General features: G+C 72.0%; 18 protein-coding genes. 14 read left to right on the top strand and 4 right to left on the bottom strand.

The genetic code is table 11. The annotated features are described in order from the left end of the window. Positions 1–66 precede the first annotated feature (66 nt). Both E2C06_RS38465 and E2C06_RS08355 read right to left on the bottom strand, forming a co-directional pair. Positions 67–1,461: an efflux RND transporter periplasmic adaptor subunit gene (locus E2C06_RS38465; RefSeq protein ID WP_133288146.1), complete on the bottom strand. Its 1,395-nt coding sequence runs from the start codon at positions 1,459–1,461 to the stop codon at positions 67–69. Between the two features lie 248 nt (positions 1,462–1,709). Continuing rightward, a complete protein-coding gene (locus E2C06_RS08355; protein WP_133288145.1) occupies positions 1,710–3,248 on the bottom strand; it encodes an acetolactate synthase large subunit in 1,539 nt (512 codons plus the stop codon). A 128-nt stretch (positions 3,249–3,376) separates the two neighbouring features. Between E2C06_RS08355 and E2C06_RS08350 the strand changes: the two genes are divergently transcribed. The 5 genes from E2C06_RS08350 (at position 3,377) to E2C06_RS08330 (ending at position 9,421) form a co-directional block, all read left to right on the top strand. Continuing rightward, positions 3,377–3,817 carry a hypothetical protein gene (locus E2C06_RS08350; RefSeq protein WP_133288144.1) on the top strand — a complete coding sequence of 147 codons (441 nt, stop codon included), beginning with the start codon at positions 3,377–3,379 and terminating at the stop codon, positions 3,815–3,817. Between the two features lie 88 nt (positions 3,818–3,905). Beyond that, positions 3,906–4,943 carry an ABC transporter substrate-binding protein gene (locus E2C06_RS08345; RefSeq protein ID WP_133288143.1) on the top strand — a complete coding sequence of 346 codons (1,038 nt, stop codon included), beginning with the start codon at positions 3,906–3,908 and terminating at the stop codon, positions 4,941–4,943. Positions 4,944–5,474: 531 nt separating this feature from the next. Continuing rightward, on the top strand, positions 5,475–6,326 hold the full coding sequence (locus tag E2C06_RS08340) for a YsnF/AvaK domain-containing protein (protein ID WP_133288142.1): 852 nt from the start codon (positions 5,475–5,477) through the stop codon (positions 6,324–6,326). A 223-nt stretch (positions 6,327–6,549) separates the two neighbouring features. Beyond that, entirely contained in the window at positions 6,550–7,845 is a 1,296-nt protein-coding gene (locus tag E2C06_RS08335) for a dicarboxylate/amino acid:cation symporter (protein WP_133288141.1), read from the top strand. A gap of 97 nt (positions 7,846–7,942) precedes the next feature. Further along, positions 7,943–9,421 (top strand): methyl-accepting chemotaxis protein, encoded by a 1,479-nt coding sequence (locus tag E2C06_RS08330; protein ID WP_133288140.1) that lies wholly within the window; start codon positions 7,943–7,945, stop codon positions 9,419–9,421. 126 nt (positions 9,422–9,547) lie between these two features. On the opposite strand, the gene E2C06_RS08325 is transcribed toward E2C06_RS08330, so the two are convergent. After that, positions 9,548–11,236 (bottom strand): sigma-70 family RNA polymerase sigma factor, encoded by a 1,689-nt coding sequence (locus E2C06_RS08325; RefSeq protein ID WP_133288252.1) that lies wholly within the window; start codon positions 11,234–11,236, stop codon positions 9,548–9,550. A 391-nt stretch (positions 11,237–11,627) separates the two neighbouring features. Between E2C06_RS08325 and E2C06_RS08320 the strand changes: the two genes are divergently transcribed. Beyond that, positions 11,628–12,596 carry a serine hydrolase gene (locus E2C06_RS08320; RefSeq protein ID WP_133288139.1) on the top strand — a complete coding sequence of 323 codons (969 nt, stop codon included), beginning with the start codon at positions 11,628–11,630 and terminating at the stop codon, positions 12,594–12,596. A 61-nt stretch (positions 12,597–12,657) separates the two neighbouring features. Here the strand turns inward: E2C06_RS08320 and E2C06_RS08315 are convergent, their stop codons facing one another. Next, on the bottom strand, positions 12,658–13,203 hold the full coding sequence (locus tag E2C06_RS08315; protein ID WP_133288138.1) for a BON domain-containing protein: 546 nt from the start codon (positions 13,201–13,203) through the stop codon (positions 12,658–12,660). Between the two features lie 86 nt (positions 13,204–13,289). Here E2C06_RS08315 and fdhD point away from each other — a divergent pair, with 86 nt between their 5' ends. The 8 genes from fdhD (at position 13,290) to E2C06_RS08280 (ending at position 18,476) form a co-directional block, all read left to right on the top strand. Further along, the gene (gene fdhD / locus E2C06_RS08310) at positions 13,290–14,213 is read left to right on the top strand and encodes a formate dehydrogenase accessory sulfurtransferase FdhD (protein ID WP_133288137.1); all 924 of its coding nucleotides are present in this window, start codon (positions 13,290–13,292) and stop codon (positions 14,211–14,213) included. Continuing rightward, positions 14,210–14,836: a molybdenum cofactor guanylyltransferase MobA gene (gene mobA, locus E2C06_RS08305; protein WP_241671173.1), complete on the top strand. Its 627-nt coding sequence runs from the start codon at positions 14,210–14,212 to the stop codon at positions 14,834–14,836. Before fdhD ends, mobA begins: the two co-directional genes overlap by 4 nt. A gap of 44 nt (positions 14,837–14,880) precedes the next feature. After that, a complete protein-coding gene (locus E2C06_RS40220) occupies positions 14,881–15,006 on the top strand; it encodes a hypothetical protein (RefSeq protein ID WP_277751798.1) in 126 nt (41 codons plus the stop codon). A 189-nt stretch (positions 15,007–15,195) separates the two neighbouring features. Further along, entirely contained in the window at positions 15,196–15,741 is a 546-nt protein-coding gene (locus tag E2C06_RS08300) for a permease (RefSeq protein ID WP_133288136.1), read from the top strand. Continuing rightward, positions 15,738–16,253 carry a hypothetical protein gene (locus tag E2C06_RS08295; protein WP_206664475.1) on the top strand — a complete coding sequence of 172 codons (516 nt, stop codon included), beginning with the start codon at positions 15,738–15,740 and terminating at the stop codon, positions 16,251–16,253. The genes E2C06_RS08300 and E2C06_RS08295 overlap by 4 nt, the downstream gene beginning before the upstream one ends. 43 nt (positions 16,254–16,296) lie before the next feature. Next, positions 16,297–17,094, top strand: a complete 798-nt coding sequence (locus tag E2C06_RS08290; protein ID WP_133288135.1) for a RibD family protein — start codon at positions 16,297–16,299, stop codon at positions 17,092–17,094. Next, the gene (locus E2C06_RS08285) at positions 17,091–18,062 is read left to right on the top strand and encodes a zinc-dependent alcohol dehydrogenase (RefSeq protein WP_133288134.1); all 972 of its coding nucleotides are present in this window, start codon (positions 17,091–17,093) and stop codon (positions 18,060–18,062) included. The genes E2C06_RS08290 and E2C06_RS08285 overlap by 4 nt, the downstream gene beginning before the upstream one ends. 12 nt (positions 18,063–18,074) lie before the next feature. Beyond that, positions 18,075–18,476: a 6-pyruvoyl trahydropterin synthase family protein gene (locus E2C06_RS08280; protein WP_133288133.1), complete on the top strand. Its 402-nt coding sequence runs from the start codon at positions 18,075–18,077 to the stop codon at positions 18,474–18,476. The last annotated feature ends 23 nt before the right edge of the window (positions 18,477–18,499 follow it).

Below are 18,499 nucleotides of genomic sequence, written 5' to 3'. Positions count from 1 at the left end.
TGCCGCCGCCCCCTTCACGTCATTCCTGAAACCTGGTCCCGGCCCTGGCCAGGCCGGGGCGCCGGGTCAATCGATCCGGGCGGCGCGGTCGATGAACAGCGCGCCGCCGGTGACCACATGCTCGCCCGGCTGCAGCCCGTCCAGCACCTCGACCATGTCGCCGCTGCGGATGCCGGTCTTCACCCGGCGCAGGATGAAGCGGTTGCCGTCGAGCGCGACCCAGACGCTGGCCTCGGCGCCGCGGTAGATCAGCGCGTTCACCGGCACCGCGACAGCCCGCTGCTCCTCGCCGACCGAGATGCGGAAGGTGGCGAACATCTCGGGCTTCAGCAGGTGGTCGGGGTCCAGCACCTCGGCCCGCACGGTCATGCGGCGGGTGCTGGGGTCAAGCCCGGCGCTGGTCGCGATGATGCGGGCGTCGAATTCGCGGTCCGGCAGGGCGCCGACCGCGACCTTCACCGGCTGCCCCACCTTGATCAGCGGCGCGTCGAGCTCGCGCACCGCGGCGACCAGCCACATGGTGGAGAGGTCGGCGATGGTGAAGACCGGGTCCGAGGCGCCGGTCGAGAGCCACTGGCCCGGGCCGACCCGGCGCTGGGTCACGGTGCCCCCGATCGGCGCCGGCACCGGCACCACGGCATCGACCATGCGGGTCTGCTCGATCCTGGCGATCTGCTCCATGCTGCGGCCGAGCACGCGCAGCTTGTCCCGGCCGGCGGAAAGGCTGGCCTCGGCGCTGCGCAGGTCGGCGACGGCGCCCATGGCGGCGACCCGGGCCTGTTCGACGTCGCGCTGCGAGGCGGCGCGGGCGGAGAAGAGGCTGACCTGGCGGGCTTCCTCGCGCTTCGCCTGGTCGAGCGTGGCACGCGCCTTGTTGGCGGCATCGGCGGCCGAGAGCAGGTCGTTGGCGGCGCCGGCAAGGTCGGTGGTCTCGACCTCCATCAGCGGGTCGCCGGCCTTCACCGCGTCCCCCATGCGGGCGAGGACACGGACCACGCGGCCGTTATAGGGCGAGAAGACCGGGGTCGCGCGGTCTTCGTTGTAGGCGATGCGGCCCTCCGCCACCCGCTCCGCGCGGAAGTCGCGGAGCTGCATCTCCTCGATCCGCAGCGCCCGCATCTCGTTGTCCGAAAGGCGGAACTCGCCCTGCGACATCGGCTCGGTCACGCTGGCGGCCGGGGAGGTCGGCACCTCCCGCGCCTGGTGGGTGTAGAAGTAGCCGGCGGCACCGCCACCGGCGAGCAGCAGCAGCAAGGCCGGAATCCAGAGCCGGCGGCGGCGCGGCGGAGCCTCGGCCAGCGGCGCCTCGGCCGGGGGCGAACCGGGGGCCGCACCCGCGGGCGTGGCCGCGCCGGGGCTGGCACCCGGGGCGGGATGGACCGGCGGCACGCTGATGGTCTGGACGCTTGGCCGCACGACGGCTTCCTCCGGCACGGGGTGCGGCTGGTGGATCATGTTCATCGGTGATCTGGACTCGCCGCTAGCCGCATTGCCGTCTGCCCCCGCGAAATCCCACCGTCTGCCCCGGGATGACGCGGGCGCCCGGGATCATGGCCTAACCCAAGCGGCAATAAAATGCACCAGTGCGTCTTACCGGGACATGCGCGAAACCTGAACGCTTGGAAACTATGTTCCGGATGGCGTGTCCCATGCTGCATCACAGCATGGGCGGGACGCGGACGTTGCAGTGCCGCGTCCCGCAGTCCGGGTCAGATCATCAACTCGATCAGGAAGGGTCCCGGCCGCGCGAAGGACTGCGCCATCAGGTCGCCGAGCTGATCCAGGGTGCTGGCCTGCGCCGCTTCCACCCCCATCGAATTGGCCAGCTGCACCCAGCCGATATCGGGATTGCCGAGGTCGAGCATGTCCATCGCCGTCCGGCCCGGGTTGGCGCCAACGTTCTGGTACTCGCCAATCAGGATCTGGTACTTGCGATTGGACAGCAGCACCGTGGTCACCGGCAGTTTCTCCCGCGCCTGGGTCCAGAGCGCCTGCGGCGTGTACATGGCGCTGCCGTCGGCCTGCAGGGCGACGACGCGCCGGCCCCCGGCACCGATCGCCGCCCCCACCGCGACCGGCGGGCCATAGCCGATGGCGCCGCCGCAATTCTGCAGCCAGTCATGCGCCGGGGCGGCATAGGTCTCGGGGAAGAAGCCGCGGCCATAGGTCACGGATTCATCGACGATCACCGAATTCTCGGGCATCAGCGCCGCAACGGTGCGGGCCAGGCCCTCGGGGCTGAGGGCGCCGCGCGGCGCCTGCGGCCGCGGGCCCGGGTTCGGCATCGCCGCCTTCGGCGCGCCGAGCGCATCGGCCAGCGCCCGCAGCGCGCCCTCGGCATCCTGGTCGAGGCGGGTCAGCAGGTGCAGCTCGCATCCCGGCGGCCAGAAGCGGCTGGGCTTGCCGGGATAGCCGAAGAAGCCGATCGGCTCCTTGGCATTGACCAGCACCAGGTGCTCGACGCCCTTCAGGGCCGCCACCGCCTGCTCGTTCACATAGGGCACCCGGTCCAGCATCAGCCGGCCCTGGCCGCGCTGGATGCGGGCATTGGAGCCCTCGGCCAGCAGTCGGCAGCCGGTCGCGGCGGCGATCCGGTTGGCCTGGACCTGCGCCGCTTCCCGGAGCGCCAGGCCGCCGAGCAGCAGCAGCACGTTCTTCCCGCTGCGCAGCACCCGCGCCGCCTGCTCCACCTGGTGCGGGTCGGCCTGCGGCACCGCCGGGACGGTCAGCGCCGCGCCGACCACGCCGCCCTCGTTCCAGGAACTGTCGGAGGGCAGGATCAGCGTCGCCACCTGGCCGGGCGAGGTCCGCGCCGCCTGCACCGCCATCGCGGCATCGGCGCCGACATCCTCGGCGCGGGAGGAGGTGCGGACGAAGGCGGAGACGCCGCGCGCCCAACCCTCGGCATCCGCGGTCAGCGGCGCGTCGAAGGGGCGGTGGTAGACCGCCTGGTCGCCGACCACGTTGACGACGCCGCTGCGCGCGCGCCGCGCGTCGTGCAGGCCGGCGAGGCCATTGGCCAGGCCCGGGCCGCAATGCAGCAGCGTCGCGGCCGGCTTGTCCGCCATCCGCCAGTAGCCGTCGGCGGCGCCGGTGACGACGTTCTCCTGCAGGCCGAGGACGCAGCGCATGCCAGGGACGCGGTCCAGCGCGGCGACGAAGTGCATCTCGCTGGTGCCGGGATTGGCGAAGCAGACATCGACGCCGCTCCCCAGCAGCGTCTTGACCAGGCTTTCGGCTCCGTTCACGGCAGTTCCCTTCCCTCGCGGTGTCGGACGCAGGGTGCGCGGGGCGGCGGCATGCCGCAAGATGCCCCGGGCCGCGCCGCGGGACGGGGTGGGGTGACAGCCACGGCGAACCGGCCCTAGCGTCGCCTATGCCTCGCTCCCTTCTCCTCGGCTTCGTCGCCGGCTTCGTCGCGGTCCTGGTCTTCCACCAGGGCACCGCCTTCCTGCTCCATCACCTCGGGAACGACATCCCGGCGGTGGTCTCGGTCTTCGGCAAGACCTCGGCACCCTTCGCCATGGCACCGACCAAGCCGCTCGGCGTGCCGATGGTCCTGTCCCAGGCCTTCTGGGGCGGGGTCTGGGGCATGGTGCTGACCCTGATCCTGGTGACGCTGCGGCCGCCGGCAATCCTGTTCTCCACCCTCTTCGGCGCCCTGGCGCTGACCGCCGTCGCGGTGTCGCTGGTGCCCTGGCTGAAGGGCCTGCCGACCTGGAACGGCGCCATCCCCTGGCGCGGCCTGCTCTACAACGGCGCCTGGGGCTTCGGCGTGGCGCTGATGCTGCTCAGGCCGCTCGGGCTGCGGCGGTAGGACCCGCCCCGGCCCGCTGGCGCTTGCGTCGGCGGCTGGGCGTGCCACCTTTCCGGAAGCCAAAGGCTCTCCGGGGGGAACCGACCAGATGACCAGGCACCGCTTCACCGTCTCGCGCCGCGCGGCGCTCGGCCTGCTCGGCGCCGGGGCGCCGCTGCTGGCCGCCGCCCCCTTCCCCGCCCGGGCCCAGCCGAAGCTGGACAAGGTCAGCTTCGTCACCAACTGGCGCGCCCAGGCGGAACACGGCGGCTTCTACCAGGCCCAGGCCGCCGGGCTCTATCGCGCCGCAGGGCTCGAGGTCGAGCTGCGCACCGGCGGGCCGCAGATCAACCCGGCCCAGCTGCTGCTCGGCGGCCGGGTCGACATGGCCATGGGCAACGGGCTCGCGGCGCTGAACTTCGTGCGGGAGGGCATCCCCTTCCTCTGCATCGGCGCGATCTTTCAGAAGGACATGCAGGTCCTGATCGCCCACCCGGACACCGGCTTCACCGACTTCGAGGCGCTGCGCGGCCGCACCATCCTGGTCGGGGCCGAGGCGCGGGTGACCTGGTGGCCCTTCCTGGTGAGGAAGTACGGGCTGAAGGAGGACCAGCTGCGGCCCTATACCTTCAACCTGCAGCCCTTCCTGGCGGACAGGCAGGTGATCCAGCAGGGCTACCTGGGATCGGAGCCCTTCACCATCCGCCAGGCCGGGGTCAGGCCCGACATGCTGCTGCTGCACGATGCCGGCTTCGAGAATTACGGCACCACGATCAACATCGGCGCGAAGACGCTCGCCGGGCGGCGCGAGGTCATCCAGCGCTTCGTCGACGCCACCATGGCCGGCTGGGACCAGTACCTGAAGGGCCCGGCCGGGGGCTTCGACACCGCGCCGGCCAATGCGCTGATCAAGGCGCACAACCCGGAGATGGGCGACGACCTCATCGCCTTCGGCACCCTGATGATGAACGAGGCCGGCATCGTCCGCTCGGGCGATGCCGCGACCCTCGGCATCGGCGCCATGACCGAGGCGCGCTGGCAGCGCTTCCACGCGGCGATGGCCGATGTCGGGGTGCTGCCGGCGGCGCTCGACTGGCGGAAGGCCTTCGACCTGTCATTGGTCAACAAGGGCATCGGCAAGGCCTGAGCGGGCCGGCCTCAATTCGCTCAATTCGGCTCAATCCAGCTCAACCGGGTTGAGGCCATCGCGGCCCTTTCACCCGGACGCCGGCCCCGGCGGCCGGGTCCGCCCCAAGGGGTTTTTGGTATTCAGGAATTTTATCTTTGAATGACGCTTTCCGGCCTTCCGGGCGGAAGCAACCGAGGCACCGGTTCCACCTCCGGCACCGCAAGGGGAACACGCCCCGCACCGCACGGCAGGCGCCAGGTAGGGTTGCATTGAATGCCAAGGGCGACATGGCGCCGGGATCCGGCGGTGCAGCCCGGACTGGCCGCGCCTAGACTATATTCCTATAATCTGAACCGTATCGCAATTCAACCAGCCGCTGCCCAGGCGAAGAGGCGGGGAGTCCGACCGACCAGGCCGCGAAGCCGACTTACCTGCTGGAATTCCCGGCCTTCCTCGCCCGCCCGCAACGAACGGCCCGATGCCCCGCCCGTTAGCCCGCGACCTGCCGGAGCTTTCGGCAGACCCGGATATGAAACGCGGAGATTTTCAATGACCCGGACCATCACCGCCTATTTCGACGATGTGCAGACCGCCGAGCGCGCCGCGCACGACCTGGCCCGCCATGTCCCCGGTGTCAGGGGCGAGGTCTTCGACGCCCGCAGCGACAGCAGCCGCATGGCCGGTCTCGGCCTGCCGGACGAGGATGCCGTCGTGCTCAGCGAGGGCTTCCGCCGCGGCGGCGGCGTGGTGCATGCGGAGGTGCCGGATGGCCGCTTCGAGGAGGTCGCCGCGGCGCTGGAGAACAGTGGTGCCGTCGACCTCGACGAGCGCGAGGCGGCCTGGCGGAAGGAAGGCTGGAGCGGCGCGGCCGCGCCGGTCGCCGCCGCGGGCACCGCCACCGGCGCTGCCGCCACGCGCACTGCCATGGGCACCTCCGCCGGCGCCACCACCGGCCAGGGCCAGGTGCAGCAGCTCGGCGCGGCGAACGACGAGGCCAGCATCCCGGTGATCGAGGAGCGGCTGCGCGTCGGCAAGCGGGAGGTCGGGCATGGCCGCGTCCGCATCCGCAGCTACGTCGTCGAGACCCCGGTGCAGGAGCAGGTGACCCTCCGCGAGGAACACGTGCAGGTCGAGCGCCGCCCGGTCGACCGGCCGCTCTCCGGCACCGAGGCCGCCTTCGGCGAGCGCACGATCGAGGCGACCGAGCGCGCCGAGGAGGCCGTCATCGCCAAGGAGGCACGGGTGACGGAGGAGGTGAGCCTCCGGAAGACCGCGGAGGAGCACACCGAGACCGTCCGCGACACCGTCCGGCATACCGAGGTCGAGGTGGACGACGACCGCAAGACCGGCGCCGCCCGCACCGCCACGCCGGCGGACAAGGAGCGCGCGCGGGACATCTGACGGCAGAGCAAGGCCGGGGAGACGCCGTTCTCCCCGGCCCCCTCGTCGATTGTCCCGACTCGGCAGCCGCCGCGCGGCGGCCTCCGCTCCCCAGGAAGCGAAGGGCGGGGCCCGGGGAATAGCCTTCGCCCTGCCTACCCGCCTGAAACCCTGCCGCAGCGCCGGCGCTAGCTTCTCACCCCGCGGCGCATCCGGGCGCCGCCCGGGGTCCGGAGGGCGGCGCATGCGGACGCAGCGGCTGACGATCCTGATCATGGCCGGCATGGTCCTCGGGATCCTGGTGGGCCATTTCTGCCACATCCTCTGGCCGAACCCCGCGACGGCGAAGTCGATCGCCGGCTACATCTCCCTCGTCACCGACATCTTCCTGCGGCTGATCAAGATGATCATCGCGCCGCTGGTCTTCTCGACCCTCGTCGTCGGCGTCGCGCATATGGGCGACACGCGGGCGGTCGGGCGGATCGGCGCCAAGGCGATGCTCTGGTTCGTCTCGGCCTCGGTCGTCTCGCTGCTGCTCGGCATGGTGCTGGTGAACATCCTGCAGCCAGGGGCGCGGCTCGACATGCCGCTGCCCGACGCGGCGGCGGCGAGCGGGGTCGGCACCTCCTCGCTCTCGCTCAAGGACTTCGTCGCCCACCTGGTGCCGCGCTCGATCTTCGAGGCGATGGCAACCAACGAGATCCTGCAGATCGTGGTCTTCTCCATCTTCTTCGGCGTCGCCTGCGCCGCGCTCGGGGAGAAGGCGAGGACGGTGGTCGCCTGGTGCGAGGAGATCAGCCACGTCATCCTCAAGGTGACCGGCTACATCATGCTGCTGGCGCCGCTCGCGGTCTTCGCCTCGATGGCGGCGATCATCACGACGCAGGGGCTCGGCATCCTGGTCACCTACGGGGTCTTCGTCGCCGAATTCTACCTCGGCCTGGCGATCCTCTGGTGCCTGCTGGCCCTGGTCGGCTTCCTGATCTTCGGCCGCCGGGTCTTCGAGCTGATCAGCCTGATCCGCCAGCCCTTCCTGCTCGCCTTCAGCACCGCGAGCTCCGAGGCCGCCTATCCGCAGCTGATGGAACAGCTGGTGCGCTTCCCGGTGTCGCGGAAGGTGATCAGCTTCGTCCTGCCGCTCGGGTACAGCTTCAACCTCGACGGCTCGATGATGTACTGCACCTTCGCCACCATCTTCATCGCCCAGGCCTACAACATCGAGCTCTCCATGGGCCAGCAGATCACCATGCTGCTGCTGCTGATGCTGACCAGCAAGGGGATGGCCGGGGTGCCGCGGGCCTCGCTGGTGGTCATCGCCGCGACGCTGGCGACCTTCAACATCCCCGAGGCCGGGCTGCTGCTGATCATCGGCATCGACCAGTTCCTCGACATGGGGCGCTCGGCGACCAACGTCATCGGCAATTCCCTGGCGACCGCGGTGGTCGGCAAGTGGGAGGGCGAGATGGCGCCGGAGCCGGAGGATGTGGCGGACGCCGCCAATGACCAGGAGGGCTTCGTGGCGACGGGCCGGGTCGCCTGACGGGCAAACCGAGCCCGTTACATGAAGAGGCTGTCATGTTCACCGGCCGTTAGCAGCGCTGCTGTGACATCGGGGCAGTGGTAGGAAGGACTCCTCGATGTTCGGCAGCTTCAAGCGCGACACCGGTACGACACCCAGGCTCGCCGCCCTCGACGCGGTGCGGGCCCGGATCATGATAGCCGATGACGATCTCACCATCACCTACATGAACCCGGCCGTCGTCGAGCTCATGCGGGACGTCGAGGCCGACCTGCGCCGGGAGCTGCCGCGCTTCAGCCTCGCCACCCTGATCGGCAGCAACATCGACGTCTTCCACAAGAATCCGACTCACCAGCGGAGGATGCTGGCGGGGCTGGAGAAGCCGCATGCCGCGACCATCCAGGTTGGGCCGCACGCCTTCGACCTGCTGGTCAGCCCGCTGCGGCAGGATGGCCGGCGGCTCGGCTACGTCGTGGAATGGGCGGATGCGAAGGAGCGGCTGCTCAACCTCGACTTCGCGGCGCAGATGAAGGCGGTCGACAGAGCCCAAGCCTTCATCGCCTTCAGCCTCGACGGCACCGTGCTGGACGCCAACGAGAACTTCCTCAAGGCCATGGGCTATACCCTGGCCGAGATCCGCGGCCAGAAGCACGCCATCTTCGTCGAGCCGGCCCATCGCGACAGCCCCGAATACAAGGAGTTCTGGGCGGCGCTGCGTCGCGGCGAGGCGCAGGTCGGCCAGTTCCGCCGCGTCGGCAAGGGCGGCAAGCCGGTCTGGATCGAGGGTTCCTACAGCCCCATCCTGGATGTCCACGGCAAGGTCACCAAGGTGGTGAAATTCGCCAACGACGTCACCCACCAGATCGCCCTGCTCGCCGATCTCAAGAAGCTCATCGACATCAATTTCGGCGAGATCGACGGCGCCATCGACCTGTCGACGCGGGAGGCCGGCTCGGCCATCCAGGCCGCCGAGGAAACCTCGAGCAACGTGCAGATGGTCGCCGCCAGCGCCGAGGAGCTGGCCGCCTCCATCGCCGAGATCGCCCACAACATGGCCAAGTCGCGCACCGCGACCGAGGACGCCTTCGTCCAGGCCAGTGCGGGCGGCGAAAGCACCGGGCAACTCACCCACGCGGCCCAGTCGATGAACGGCGTGGTCGGGCTGATCCAGGGCATCGCCGGGCAGATCAACCTGCTGGCGCTGAACGCGACGATCGAGGCGGCGCGGGCCGGCGATGCCGGCAAGGGCTTCGCGGTGGTGGCGTCCGAGGTGAAGAACCTGGCCAACCAGGCGGCCAAGGCGACCGAGCAGATCTCGCGCGAGATCGAGGGCATCCAGGCGACCTCGGCCACGGTGGCGGCGGCGCTGACGGCGATCCGCGGCGCGGTCGAGGCGGTGCGGGAGCATGTGGCGGTGACCGCCGCGGCGGTCGAGGAACAGAGCGCGGTGACCCGCAGCATGTCGGCCAACATGCAGACGGCGGCCAATGCGGTGCAGACCGTCTCGGGCAGCATCACCGAGATCGCCTCGGCGGTGCACCAGGCCGCCGGCGCGGTGACCAAGACCAAGGACGCGGCTGCCGTCCTGGTGCGCTGATGCCGGGCGGGCGGCTGGCCCGCCCGCCGGACGCAGGAAGGGCGGCCCCGTGGCCGCCCCCCCTTCTTGCCGGCGCGTCCCGCGGTCTTGCGGCGGAACGCCGGATGCAAGGTGCGGCGAGCGGCCTCAGCCGCGGTCGAGGTAGCTCCGCAGCGCCCGGCCGCGCTGGCCGTTCTGCAGCTTCTTCAGCGCCTTGGCCTCGATCTGCCGGATGCGCTCGCGGGTCACGTTGAAGGTCTTGCCGACCTCCTCCAGCGTGTGGTCGCGCTCCATGCCGATGCCGAAGCGCATCCGCAGGATCCGCTCCTCGCGCGGCGTCAGGTCGGACAGGACCCGCGCTGCCGCTTCCCGCAGGCCCGAGCGCGCCACCGCCTCGAAGGGGTGGACGGCGTTGCGGTCCTCGATCAGGTCGCCGAGGCGGCCGTCATCCTCCTCGCCGATCGGGGTATCGAGGCTGACCGGTTCGCGCACGATGCCCTGCACCGACTTCACCTTCTCGGTCGGCACGCCGAGCCGCTGCGCCAGTTCCTCCGCGGTCGGCTCGCGCCCCGTGCGGTGCGCCAGGATGCGGCCGAGCCGGGCGATCTTCGAGGCCGTCTCCGCCATGTGGACCGGCACGCGGATGGTCCGCGCCTGGTCGGCGATGGCGCGCGTCATCGCCTGCCGCACCCACCAGGTGGCGTAGGTCGAGAACTTGAACCCCTTGCGCCAGTCGAACTTCTCGACCGCCCGCATCAGGCCGATATTGCCTTCCTGGATCAGGTCGCCCAGCAGCAGGCCGCGGTTGCGGTACTTCCGGGCGATATGGACGACCAGCCGCAGGTTGGCCCGCGTCAGCTCCTCCTTCGCGCGGCGCATGTCGCGCTCGCCGCGGCTCATCTCGGCATGCAGGCGGCGCAGCTCCGGCGCGGCGACGCCGGCCTCGGCCTCAACCGTGCCGACCTCGGCGCGGATCCCGCGCAGCTCGGCGCCGGCCGACTTCAGCTTGGTGGCCAACTTCGCCGTGCCCGGCTCGCCGCCGTCCCACAGCTTCAGGAAGTCGTCGCGGCCGACCTTGGCCGCCGTCGCCAGCCGCAGCGCGCGGCCGTCGAGCGTGGTCAGCTTGCGATGCGCCGCGCGCACCGCCTCGATCAGCGTCTCGATCCGGTCGGCGCGCAGCCGCAGCGCGGCGATCAGCGCCGCAGTCTCGGTCGCCGGCGCCGCCGGGTTGCCGGTCAGCGCGGCGTCGAAGGCCAGCAGGATCTCCGGCCGCAGCCGCTGGTCGAGCGTGCCCTCGGCGGCCTCGCCCTCCTCGCCCTCGGCCGGCGCCTCGGCGGCGGCGGCCATGGCCTCGAGCTCCACCAGGTCGCGCAGCGGCAGCTGCCCGGCGGCGACGGCGTCGCGCCAGGCGCCCAGCTGGGCGCGGGTCGCCGGGCAGGCGCCGAGCGCCCCGAGCATCGCCTCGCGCCCCGCCTCGATCCGCTGGGCCAGCGCCACTTCCTGCTCGCGCGTCAGCAGCTCGGTACGCGACGCCTCGCGCAGGAACATGCGGACGGGGTCGTCGGTCCGGCCCAGCGCGGCTTCGTCGTAGTTGCCGGCAACCGGGGCGGCGGCCTCGGCGGCCGGGGCGGCCTCGCCGTCCTCGTTCTCTTCCTCCGCCAGCTCCTCGGGCGCGTCCTCGCCATCCTCGGCGGTCTCGCCCTCCTCCCAGGCGGGGAGGTCCTCACCCGGGACGCGGGCCACCAATTCCTCGAAGGCCGGCGCGCCATGGGGGCGCGAGACCCGCATCTCGGTCTCGCTCTCGTCCAGCATCGTCTCGGTGACAAACCCGTCCATCACTCGATCCACTCCTGCGCGGGCACGGGGCCCGTTGCAATTCGGCCGGCGCCAGGGCGGCTTCTCCGGAAACGGCGAAACGCCCGACGGACCGCGAAGGCGGCACGGTCGGGACATCGGCCGGGGGGAGAAGCGCGCTGCCAAGCGGCGCACGGGGGATGTGGTGATACACACAAGCGTTAACCAGCCCCGCTGCGCAATTGGCAGGGCTGGGTTGCGCGTACGGCATGATGCCGGGCGATCCCGGTCCATAGGCATCGCGGAAAGCGTCGGTCAAGGCGGCAATGGGCTTTTTTTTCGGTGAGGTGACGGGATCGTTCGTCCTGCCCGCCGGACCCCGCTGCCGTTTCAGGACTTCCGGCCATGCCTGCCCCGCCGGAGGACCGCAAAGATGCACCGTCGATCCCTTTCCGCCCTGCCGCTGATCGGCCTCGGCGCGATGCAACCCGCCGCGGCCCGCGCCGCCGAGGCGCCGGAGGCGGCGCTGCGCCGCTACCGGGCGCTGCCCGGCACCGCGGCCTACATGGTCCGGCTCGGCCCGGAGGGCACGGCCGGGCGCTTCGCGCATCGGCCGAACCAGCAGCTTTTCATCGCCAGTGCGTACAAGACCTTCGTGCTCGGCCAGTACCTGCGGGACGTCGAGGCCGGGCGGCTGGACCCGGAGGCGCAGCTCGCCGTCGACGACGACCTCCGCAGCCCTGGCAGCCCGGTGCTGCTGAACCTGACCGGCACCACCACGGCGCGTTCTGTGCTGGAGGCGATGATCACCCACAGCGACAATACCGCGACCGATATCGCCACGCGGCAGGTCGGCGCCGACCGGGTCCGGGCGCTGATCGCCGAGGCCGGGCTGCGCCGGGTGCAGATCCCGGACAGCACACGGATCTTTGCCTCCTACCTGCTCGGGGCGCCCATCGGGGTCGATGTTGGCTGGGCCGGGCTGCAGCATGCCGACCAGTTCCCGCCCGAAGGGTATCGCGCTCCCCTGAACGGGGTGCAGAGCCTGGCCGGCAGCGCCGGCGACCTGGCCTCCTGGTACGACCAGGCGCTGCGCGGCGCGATCTTCCGCAGGCCAGGCACGCTGCGGGAGTTCAAGCGGATCCAGGCCATGGCGGTGCAGATCGCCCGGGTCGCCCCGCCCGATATCCCGGTCCATGCCAAGGGCGGCGAGGTTGCCGACTTCCTCGGCTTCTGCGCGAAGAGCTTCGCCGGGCAGATGGTGGTCGGCGGCCGGACCCCGGTGAGCTTCGCCTTCCTGCTCAATTGGGACAGCGCCGAGGGCGGCTTCGCCGAGGTGCAGGAGGCCTATTTCGACGCCATCCGCGACATCCTCGCCGCCCTGGCGGAGACCCTGGCCTGAGTCCCGGCGCCGGGCCCGTGGCCCTCCCGGCCTTCGGCGCGGCGGTGCGGCAGCGCCCCCGCTAGCGAGGCGGCAGCCGCAGCACCATGCCCGGCCGCAGCGCCGAGGCGTCGGTCAGCACCGCCGCGTTGCTCTCCAGCACCCAGCCCGCGGCCGCCGTGTCGTGGTAGTGCCGCGCCGCGATCGCCTCCAGCGTCTCGCCCGGCTGCACCAGGTGCAGGATGCTGCCGCCCGGCCCGAAGCCGGTATCGCCGGCCTCCGGGCTGGCGCGATGCACGGTGGTGCTCGCCGCCTCGGTGCTGGCGCTGCCCGCGGGCAGCCGGGCGAAGGCGCCGAGCGTGTCCAGCAGCCCGGTGCCGCGCGCCACCGTCAGCCGGTCATCGACCCGGGCGATGCCCTGCAGGTTGCCGACCACCAGCAGCACGCGCTCCCGCGTCGCGTCGTCCGGCACCTGGCCTTCCAGGGTCGCGGCGTCGTCGTGCCGGGTGATCATCACTTCCTGCCGTGCCAGGCCGAGCTCCGCCAGCCGGTCGGTGATGGCCGCGGCGGTCGGCGCTCCGCCGTCCAGGGCCAAGCCGGCCTCGGCGGGGAAGCGGTAGGTGGGCATGGCGGGTCTCCCGTTATCGGATGGGGAAAACGTCGCCGCCGGCGCCCGGGTTGCGCCGCAACCCATGCCGCCCCACCCTTTCCGGCATGCGAGAGACGCCCCTGCTGGTCCAGCCCGATCCCGCCGACCCGCGGCTGACGCGGCGCGTCCGCGGCATCGACCAGGCCGGCGCGCCGGTCGAAGCCAGCGTGACCGTGGAGCGACCGCTGACACTCTACCTGAACGGCCAGGAGATTGTCACCATGATGACCATCCTCGACCGCCCGGAGGATCTGGCGCTCGGGTACCTGCTGAACCAAGGCATGCTGCGGCGGGACGATGCGGTGACCGGCATCGACCACGACGACGACCTGCAGGTGGTGGTGGTGCGGACCGAACGCCGCACCGACTACGAGGAGAAGCTGAAGAAGAAGACGCTCACCAGCGGCTGCGCCCAGGGCACCGCCTTCGGCGACCTGCTGGAGGATTTCTCCGGCCGGCGGATGCCGGCGGGCGCGGTGATCCGCACCTCGGACCTTTATCGCCTGCTGCACCGGATCAACACGCTGCCGACGCTCTACCTGGAGGCCGGCGCCATCCATGGCTGCGCGCTGTGCCAGGCCGACCAGCCGCTGGTCTACATGGAGGACGTCGGCCGGCACAACGCGGTCGACAAGATCGCCGGCTGGATGTTCCGCAATGCCTGCGACCCCGCGGACAAGGTCTTCTACACCACCGGCCGCCTCACCTCGGAGATGGTGATCAAGACGGTGCGGATGGGCATCCCCATCCTGGTCTCCCGCAGCGGCTTCACCGCCTGGGGGGTCGAGCTGGCGCAGGAGGTCGGGCTGACCCTGATCGGCCGCTGCAAGGGCAAGCGCTTCACCGCGCTGGCCGGCACGGAGCGCATCCTCTTCGACGCCGACCTCGCCTACGTCGAGGAGGAGAGCGCGCGCCACTGGCGGAAGAACAGCCGGGAAGCGCTGGGCGACCCGAGCGGATCGCAGGGCGCCGAAGGGCACGGCGCATGACTTCGATCGGCATGCGCGGCTCCGTCATCGCGGTCGTGCTGGCCGGCGGCCTGGCCCGGCGGATGGGCGGCGGCGACAAGCCGCTGCGCCTGCTGGCCGGGCGGCCGCTGCTGGACCATGTGCTGGACCGCGTCGCGCCGCAGGTGGCCGGCGTCATCCTCAACGCCAATGGCGATGCGGCGCGCTTCGCGTCCTATGGCCTGCCGGTGGTGGCGGACCCGCTGCCGGATTTTCCCGGGCCGCTCGCCGGGGTGCTGGCCGGGCTCGACTGGGTTGCCGAGCACCGGCCGGACATCCCTAGTCTCCTCTCCGTCCCGGGCGACGGCCCCTTCCTGCCGGCCGACCTGGTGGCGCGGCTGGAGGCGGCGCGGGCGACGGCGGGCGTGCCGATGGCCTGTGCCGCCTCGGGCGGCTGGACGCACCCGCCGATCGCGCTCTGGCCCGTGGCGCTGCGCGGCGCGCTGCGCGAGGCGCTGCTGGCCGGCGAGAAGAAGATCGACCGCTGGACCGCCCGCTTCGGCTGCGCCAGCGCCGAATGGCCGGCCGATCCCATCGACCCCTTCTTCAATGCCAATGCGCCGGAGGACCTGGCCGCGGCCGAGCGCCTCTTGCAAGCGGGCTGAGGGCGACCCATACGCAAGCGGCTGAACCAAGGGAGTCCGCCGCCGTGAAGGCCATCCTCGCCGGCATCCTCGCCGCGCTCGCCATCGCGGTCTGCGCCGCGGTGGTGCTGGATAACGAGTTCCAGAAATCCGCCGCGGACCGCTTCCAGACCGAGGGCGTGCGGCTCTGAAGGCCAGGTTGGGGAGGGAAACAGGTATTCCCTCCCCAGACCCCACCCTTCCCTTCCGTGGGTCGGCTGCCACGGCGCGGCGAGTGTCGGCTCACAGAAATAGATGAGGGGTCCGGGGGAGAATACTTTCTCCCCCGGCCTTCCCCACGGGATTGCCCGGCGCCGCATCCGCGCGCAGCGTGGCGGCCGATGCTCCGCACGCTCCGCCGCCATTCCAGCCTCGCCATCATTCTCTCGATCGGCCTCGTCTCCGGCAGCCTGGTCTGGGTGCTGCACGGGCCGGAGGCCTTCCGCCGCGCGCTTGGCGTCGCCTGGGGCGTCTTCCTCACCGTGCTGCCGGCGCTGCTGGCCGGCTTGCTGCTGGCCGGCAGCCTGAAGCAGCTGATCCCGCCCGGGGCGCTGGCGAAGTGGATGGGCGCCGAATCCGGCGCACGCGGGCTGCTGGTGGCGACGCTCTGCGGCATGGCCATGCCGGGCGGGCCGATGGCGGCCTTCCCCCTCGTGCTGGTCCTGGCCCAGGCCGGGGCGGACCGCGGCGCGCTGATCGCCTTCATCGTCGCCTGGGCGCTGAACGGCTTCCAGCGCGTCCTGGTCTGGGAGGTGCCGCTGCTCGGCGCCGACTTCGCGCTGCTGCGCTTCCTGTGCGGCCTGCCGCTCTCGGTCATCGCCGGCGCCGTCGCGCGGCGCATCCCCGTAGCCTGGGTGCCGCCCGGCACGCCGGAACCCCGCGCGTGAGCATCGGCCAGGCGATCCTGCTGGTCCTGGCGCTCGGCGCCTTCGGCCTGGCGCTGCGGCGCGGCGTGCCGACGGCGCAGCGGGCGCTGCGCGAGACCGGGCAGACCATCCTCCGCGTGCTGCCGCTGCTGGTCGCCGCGCTGCCGATGGCGGCCTTCCTGGCGGAGCTGATCCCGGCCGACCTCGCCGCCGGCTGGCTCGGGCCGGAGAGCGGCCTCGCCGGCATCGCCATCGCCTCGCTGGCCGGCGGCTTCATCCCGGGCGGGCCCTTCGTCTCCTTCCCGTTGGTGCTCACCTTCATCAAGGCGGGCGCGGGTGGGCCGCAGATGGTGGCGCTGATCACGGGATGGGCGATCCTCGGCTTCCACCGGGTGATCGCCTGGGAATGGCCGGTGCTCGGCGGGCGCTTCATCCTGATCCGGCTGCTGGCCTCCGGCCTGCTGCCGATCCTGGCGGGCGTGCTCGCGCAATGGCTGCTGCCGCTGTTCCCGCATGCCCTCGTCAGGCCTTGATCGGCTGGCATCCTCGGCACGCTTCCGGCATGGTCCGCGCCCGATGGATGGAACGACACCCATACCCGAACTCGCCCCCGACTGGGACGCGCTGCTGGCGGCGCGCGATGCGCCCTGCCGGCTGCCGGCCGGGCCGCTCGGCGCGCTCTTCGGCCCGCTGCTGGCGCCGCCGCGCGCGGCGGACGGCTGCATGGTGGTCGGCCGCCTGGCGCAGACGCTGGACGGGCGGATCGCCACGCTGTCGGGCTCCTCGCAATGGATCGGCGGGCGCGGCGACCTGCTGCACACCCACCGGCTGCGCGCGCTCTGCCATGCCGTCGTGGTCGGCGCCGGGACGGTGCGCAGCGACGACCCGCGGCTGACCACGCGCGACTGCACCGGCCCGCATCCGGTGCGCGTGGTGCTGGACACCGACCGCCGGCTCGGCCCGGACTTCGGCGTCTTCCGCGAGGGACCGCCCACGCTCCTCCTTTGCGCCGAGGACGCGCCCGGGCCCGATCGGCTCGGCATCGCCGAGGTGCTGCGGCTGCCGCGCGACGGGCTGGTCGGCGGGCTGGCGGTCCCGGCGATCCTCGCCGCGCTGGCAGCGCGCGGCCTGACCCGGATCTTCGTCGAGGGAGGCGGCGTCACCGTCAGCCGCTTCCTCGCCGCGGGCTGCCTCGACCGGCTGCACGTGACGGTGGCGCCGGTGCTGCTGGGCTCCGGCATCCCCGCCTTCACCCTGCCCGAGGCAGCGCGCATCGCCGATGGGCTGCGCTTCGCCTGGACGGTGCATGCGCTCGACCCCGACGTGCTGTTCGACATCGCGCTCGGCCGCGCGCGGCCGGGGGTCTGCGGGTGAAGGCGACCGCGCTCTGGACCGTGGCGCCCGGCCTCGCCGCGTTGCGCGCGGAAGACCTGCCGCCGCGAGCGGCCGACCAGGCGCTGGTCCGCAGCCGCGCCTCCGCCCTCTCGCGCGGCACCGAGCGCCTGGTGCTGGAGGGCCGCGTGCCGCCGAGCCAGTACGCGGCGATGCGCGCGCCGCTGATGGCGGGCGACTTCCCCTTCCCCGTGAAATACGGCTACTGCGCCACGGGCGTGGTGGAGGACGGGCCGCCGGGCCTGCAGGGCCGCCGGGTCTTCGTCCTGCATCCGCATCAGGACCTGTTCCTGGCACCGGCCGCGATGTGCATCCCCGTCCCCGACGCGGTGCCGGACCACCGCGCGGTGCTGGCGGCGAACATGGAGACGGCGCTCAATATCCTATGGGATGCGCGTCCCCTGGCCGGCGAGCGCTGCCTTGTCATCGGCGCCGGCGTCGTCGGGCTGCTGGCAGCGGCGCTGCTGGCGCGCATCCCCGGCATCGCGCCCGTGGTGGTCGACATCGACCCGTCCCGCGCCGCGCTGGCCGAAGCCCTCGGCGCCCGCTTCGCCCCGCCGCCCGAAGTGCCCGCCGAGCAGGAGCTGATCGTCCATGCCAGCGCCAGCGCCGCCGGCCTGCAGCTTGCCCTCGACCGCGCCGCCTTCGAGGCGCGCATCGTCGAGGCGAGCTGGCATGGCGACCGCATGGTGCCGCTGCCGCTCGGCGAGGCCTTCCATGCGCGGCGGCTCACGATCCTCTCGACCCAGGTCGGCGCGGTCGCACCCGCCATGCGCGGCCGGCGGAGCCATGCCGAACGCCTGGCCCTGGCGCTCGAGCTGCTGGCCGACCCGCGCTTCGACGCGCTCTGCGCGCCGGCCGCCCGCTTTGCCGACCTGCCGGCGGCGCTGCCCGCGCTGCTGGCGACGGGCGCCGCCGCGCCCGCTTGCCCCGTCATCACCTATCCATAAGAGAGGTGCGAGATGTACTCGCTGACCGTCTGCGACCACATCATGGTCGCCCACAGCTTCCGCGGCGCCGAATTCGGCCCGGCCCAGCGCCTGCACGGCGCCACCTTCGCGGTGGAGGCGGAGTTCCGCGCCCCGAAGCTCGACCACCTGCACCTGCTGGTCGATATCGGCCTGGCCAAGGTGGAATTGCGCAAGGCGCTGGACGGGCTGGACTACCGCAACCTCGACGGCGAGCCGGCCTTCGCCGGGCTGAACACCACCACCGAATTCCTCTGCGCGCATATCCATGGGCTGCTGGCGGCGGCGTTGCAGGAAGGCAAGCTGGGTGCACAGAGCGGCAGCGTGACCTCGCTCAAGGTGCTGCTGCGCGAAAGCCCGAATGCCTGGGCCGCCTACGAGGGAGAGGTTGCATGAGCACGGCCGATCCAGGCCTGCGG

Origin of the sequence: Dankookia rubra (genome assembly GCF_004355005.1) — a bacterium.
Lineage (GTDB): Bacteria > Pseudomonadota > Alphaproteobacteria > Acetobacterales > Acetobacteraceae > Paracraurococcus > Paracraurococcus ruber_A.
The sequence above is the reverse complement of the archived record's forward strand: the minus strand, read 5'-3'. Positions and strand labels throughout refer to the sequence as shown.

Excerpts from the sequence above, each read along its gene's own strand:
- E2C06_RS38465 (WP_133288146.1), bottom strand. The coding sequence starts at position 1,461 with ATGAACATGATCCACCAGCCGCACCCCGTGCCGGAGGAAGCCGTCGTG.
- E2C06_RS08350 (WP_133288144.1), top strand. The coding sequence starts at position 3,377 with ATGCCTCGCTCCCTTCTCCTCGGCTTCGTCGCCGGCTTCGTCGCGGTC.
- E2C06_RS08345 (WP_133288143.1), top strand. The coding sequence starts at position 3,906 with ATGACCAGGCACCGCTTCACCGTCTCGCGCCGCGCGGCGCTCGGCCTG.
- E2C06_RS08340 (WP_133288142.1), top strand. The coding sequence starts at position 5,475 with ATGACCCGGACCATCACCGCCTATTTCGACGATGTGCAGACCGCCGAG.
- E2C06_RS08335 (WP_133288141.1), top strand. The coding sequence starts at position 6,550 with ATGCGGACGCAGCGGCTGACGATCCTGATCATGGCCGGCATGGTCCTC.
- E2C06_RS08330 (WP_133288140.1), top strand. The coding sequence starts at position 7,943 with ATGTTCGGCAGCTTCAAGCGCGACACCGGTACGACACCCAGGCTCGCC.
- E2C06_RS08325 (WP_133288252.1), bottom strand. The coding sequence starts at position 11,236 with ATGGACGGGTTTGTCACCGAGACGATGCTGGACGAGAGCGAGACCGAG.
- E2C06_RS08320 (WP_133288139.1), top strand. The coding sequence starts at position 11,628 with ATGCACCGTCGATCCCTTTCCGCCCTGCCGCTGATCGGCCTCGGCGCG.
- E2C06_RS08315 (WP_133288138.1), bottom strand. The coding sequence starts at position 13,203 with ATGCCCACCTACCGCTTCCCCGCCGAGGCCGGCTTGGCCCTGGACGGC.
- fdhD (WP_133288137.1), top strand. The coding sequence starts at position 13,290 with ATGCGAGAGACGCCCCTGCTGGTCCAGCCCGATCCCGCCGACCCGCGG.
- mobA (WP_241671173.1), top strand. The coding sequence starts at position 14,210 with ATGACTTCGATCGGCATGCGCGGCTCCGTCATCGCGGTCGTGCTGGCC.
- E2C06_RS08300 (WP_133288136.1), top strand. The coding sequence starts at position 15,196 with ATGCTCCGCACGCTCCGCCGCCATTCCAGCCTCGCCATCATTCTCTCG.
- E2C06_RS08290 (WP_133288135.1), top strand. The coding sequence starts at position 16,297 with ATGGATGGAACGACACCCATACCCGAACTCGCCCCCGACTGGGACGCG.
- E2C06_RS08280 (WP_133288133.1), top strand. The coding sequence starts at position 18,075 with ATGTACTCGCTGACCGTCTGCGACCACATCATGGTCGCCCACAGCTTC.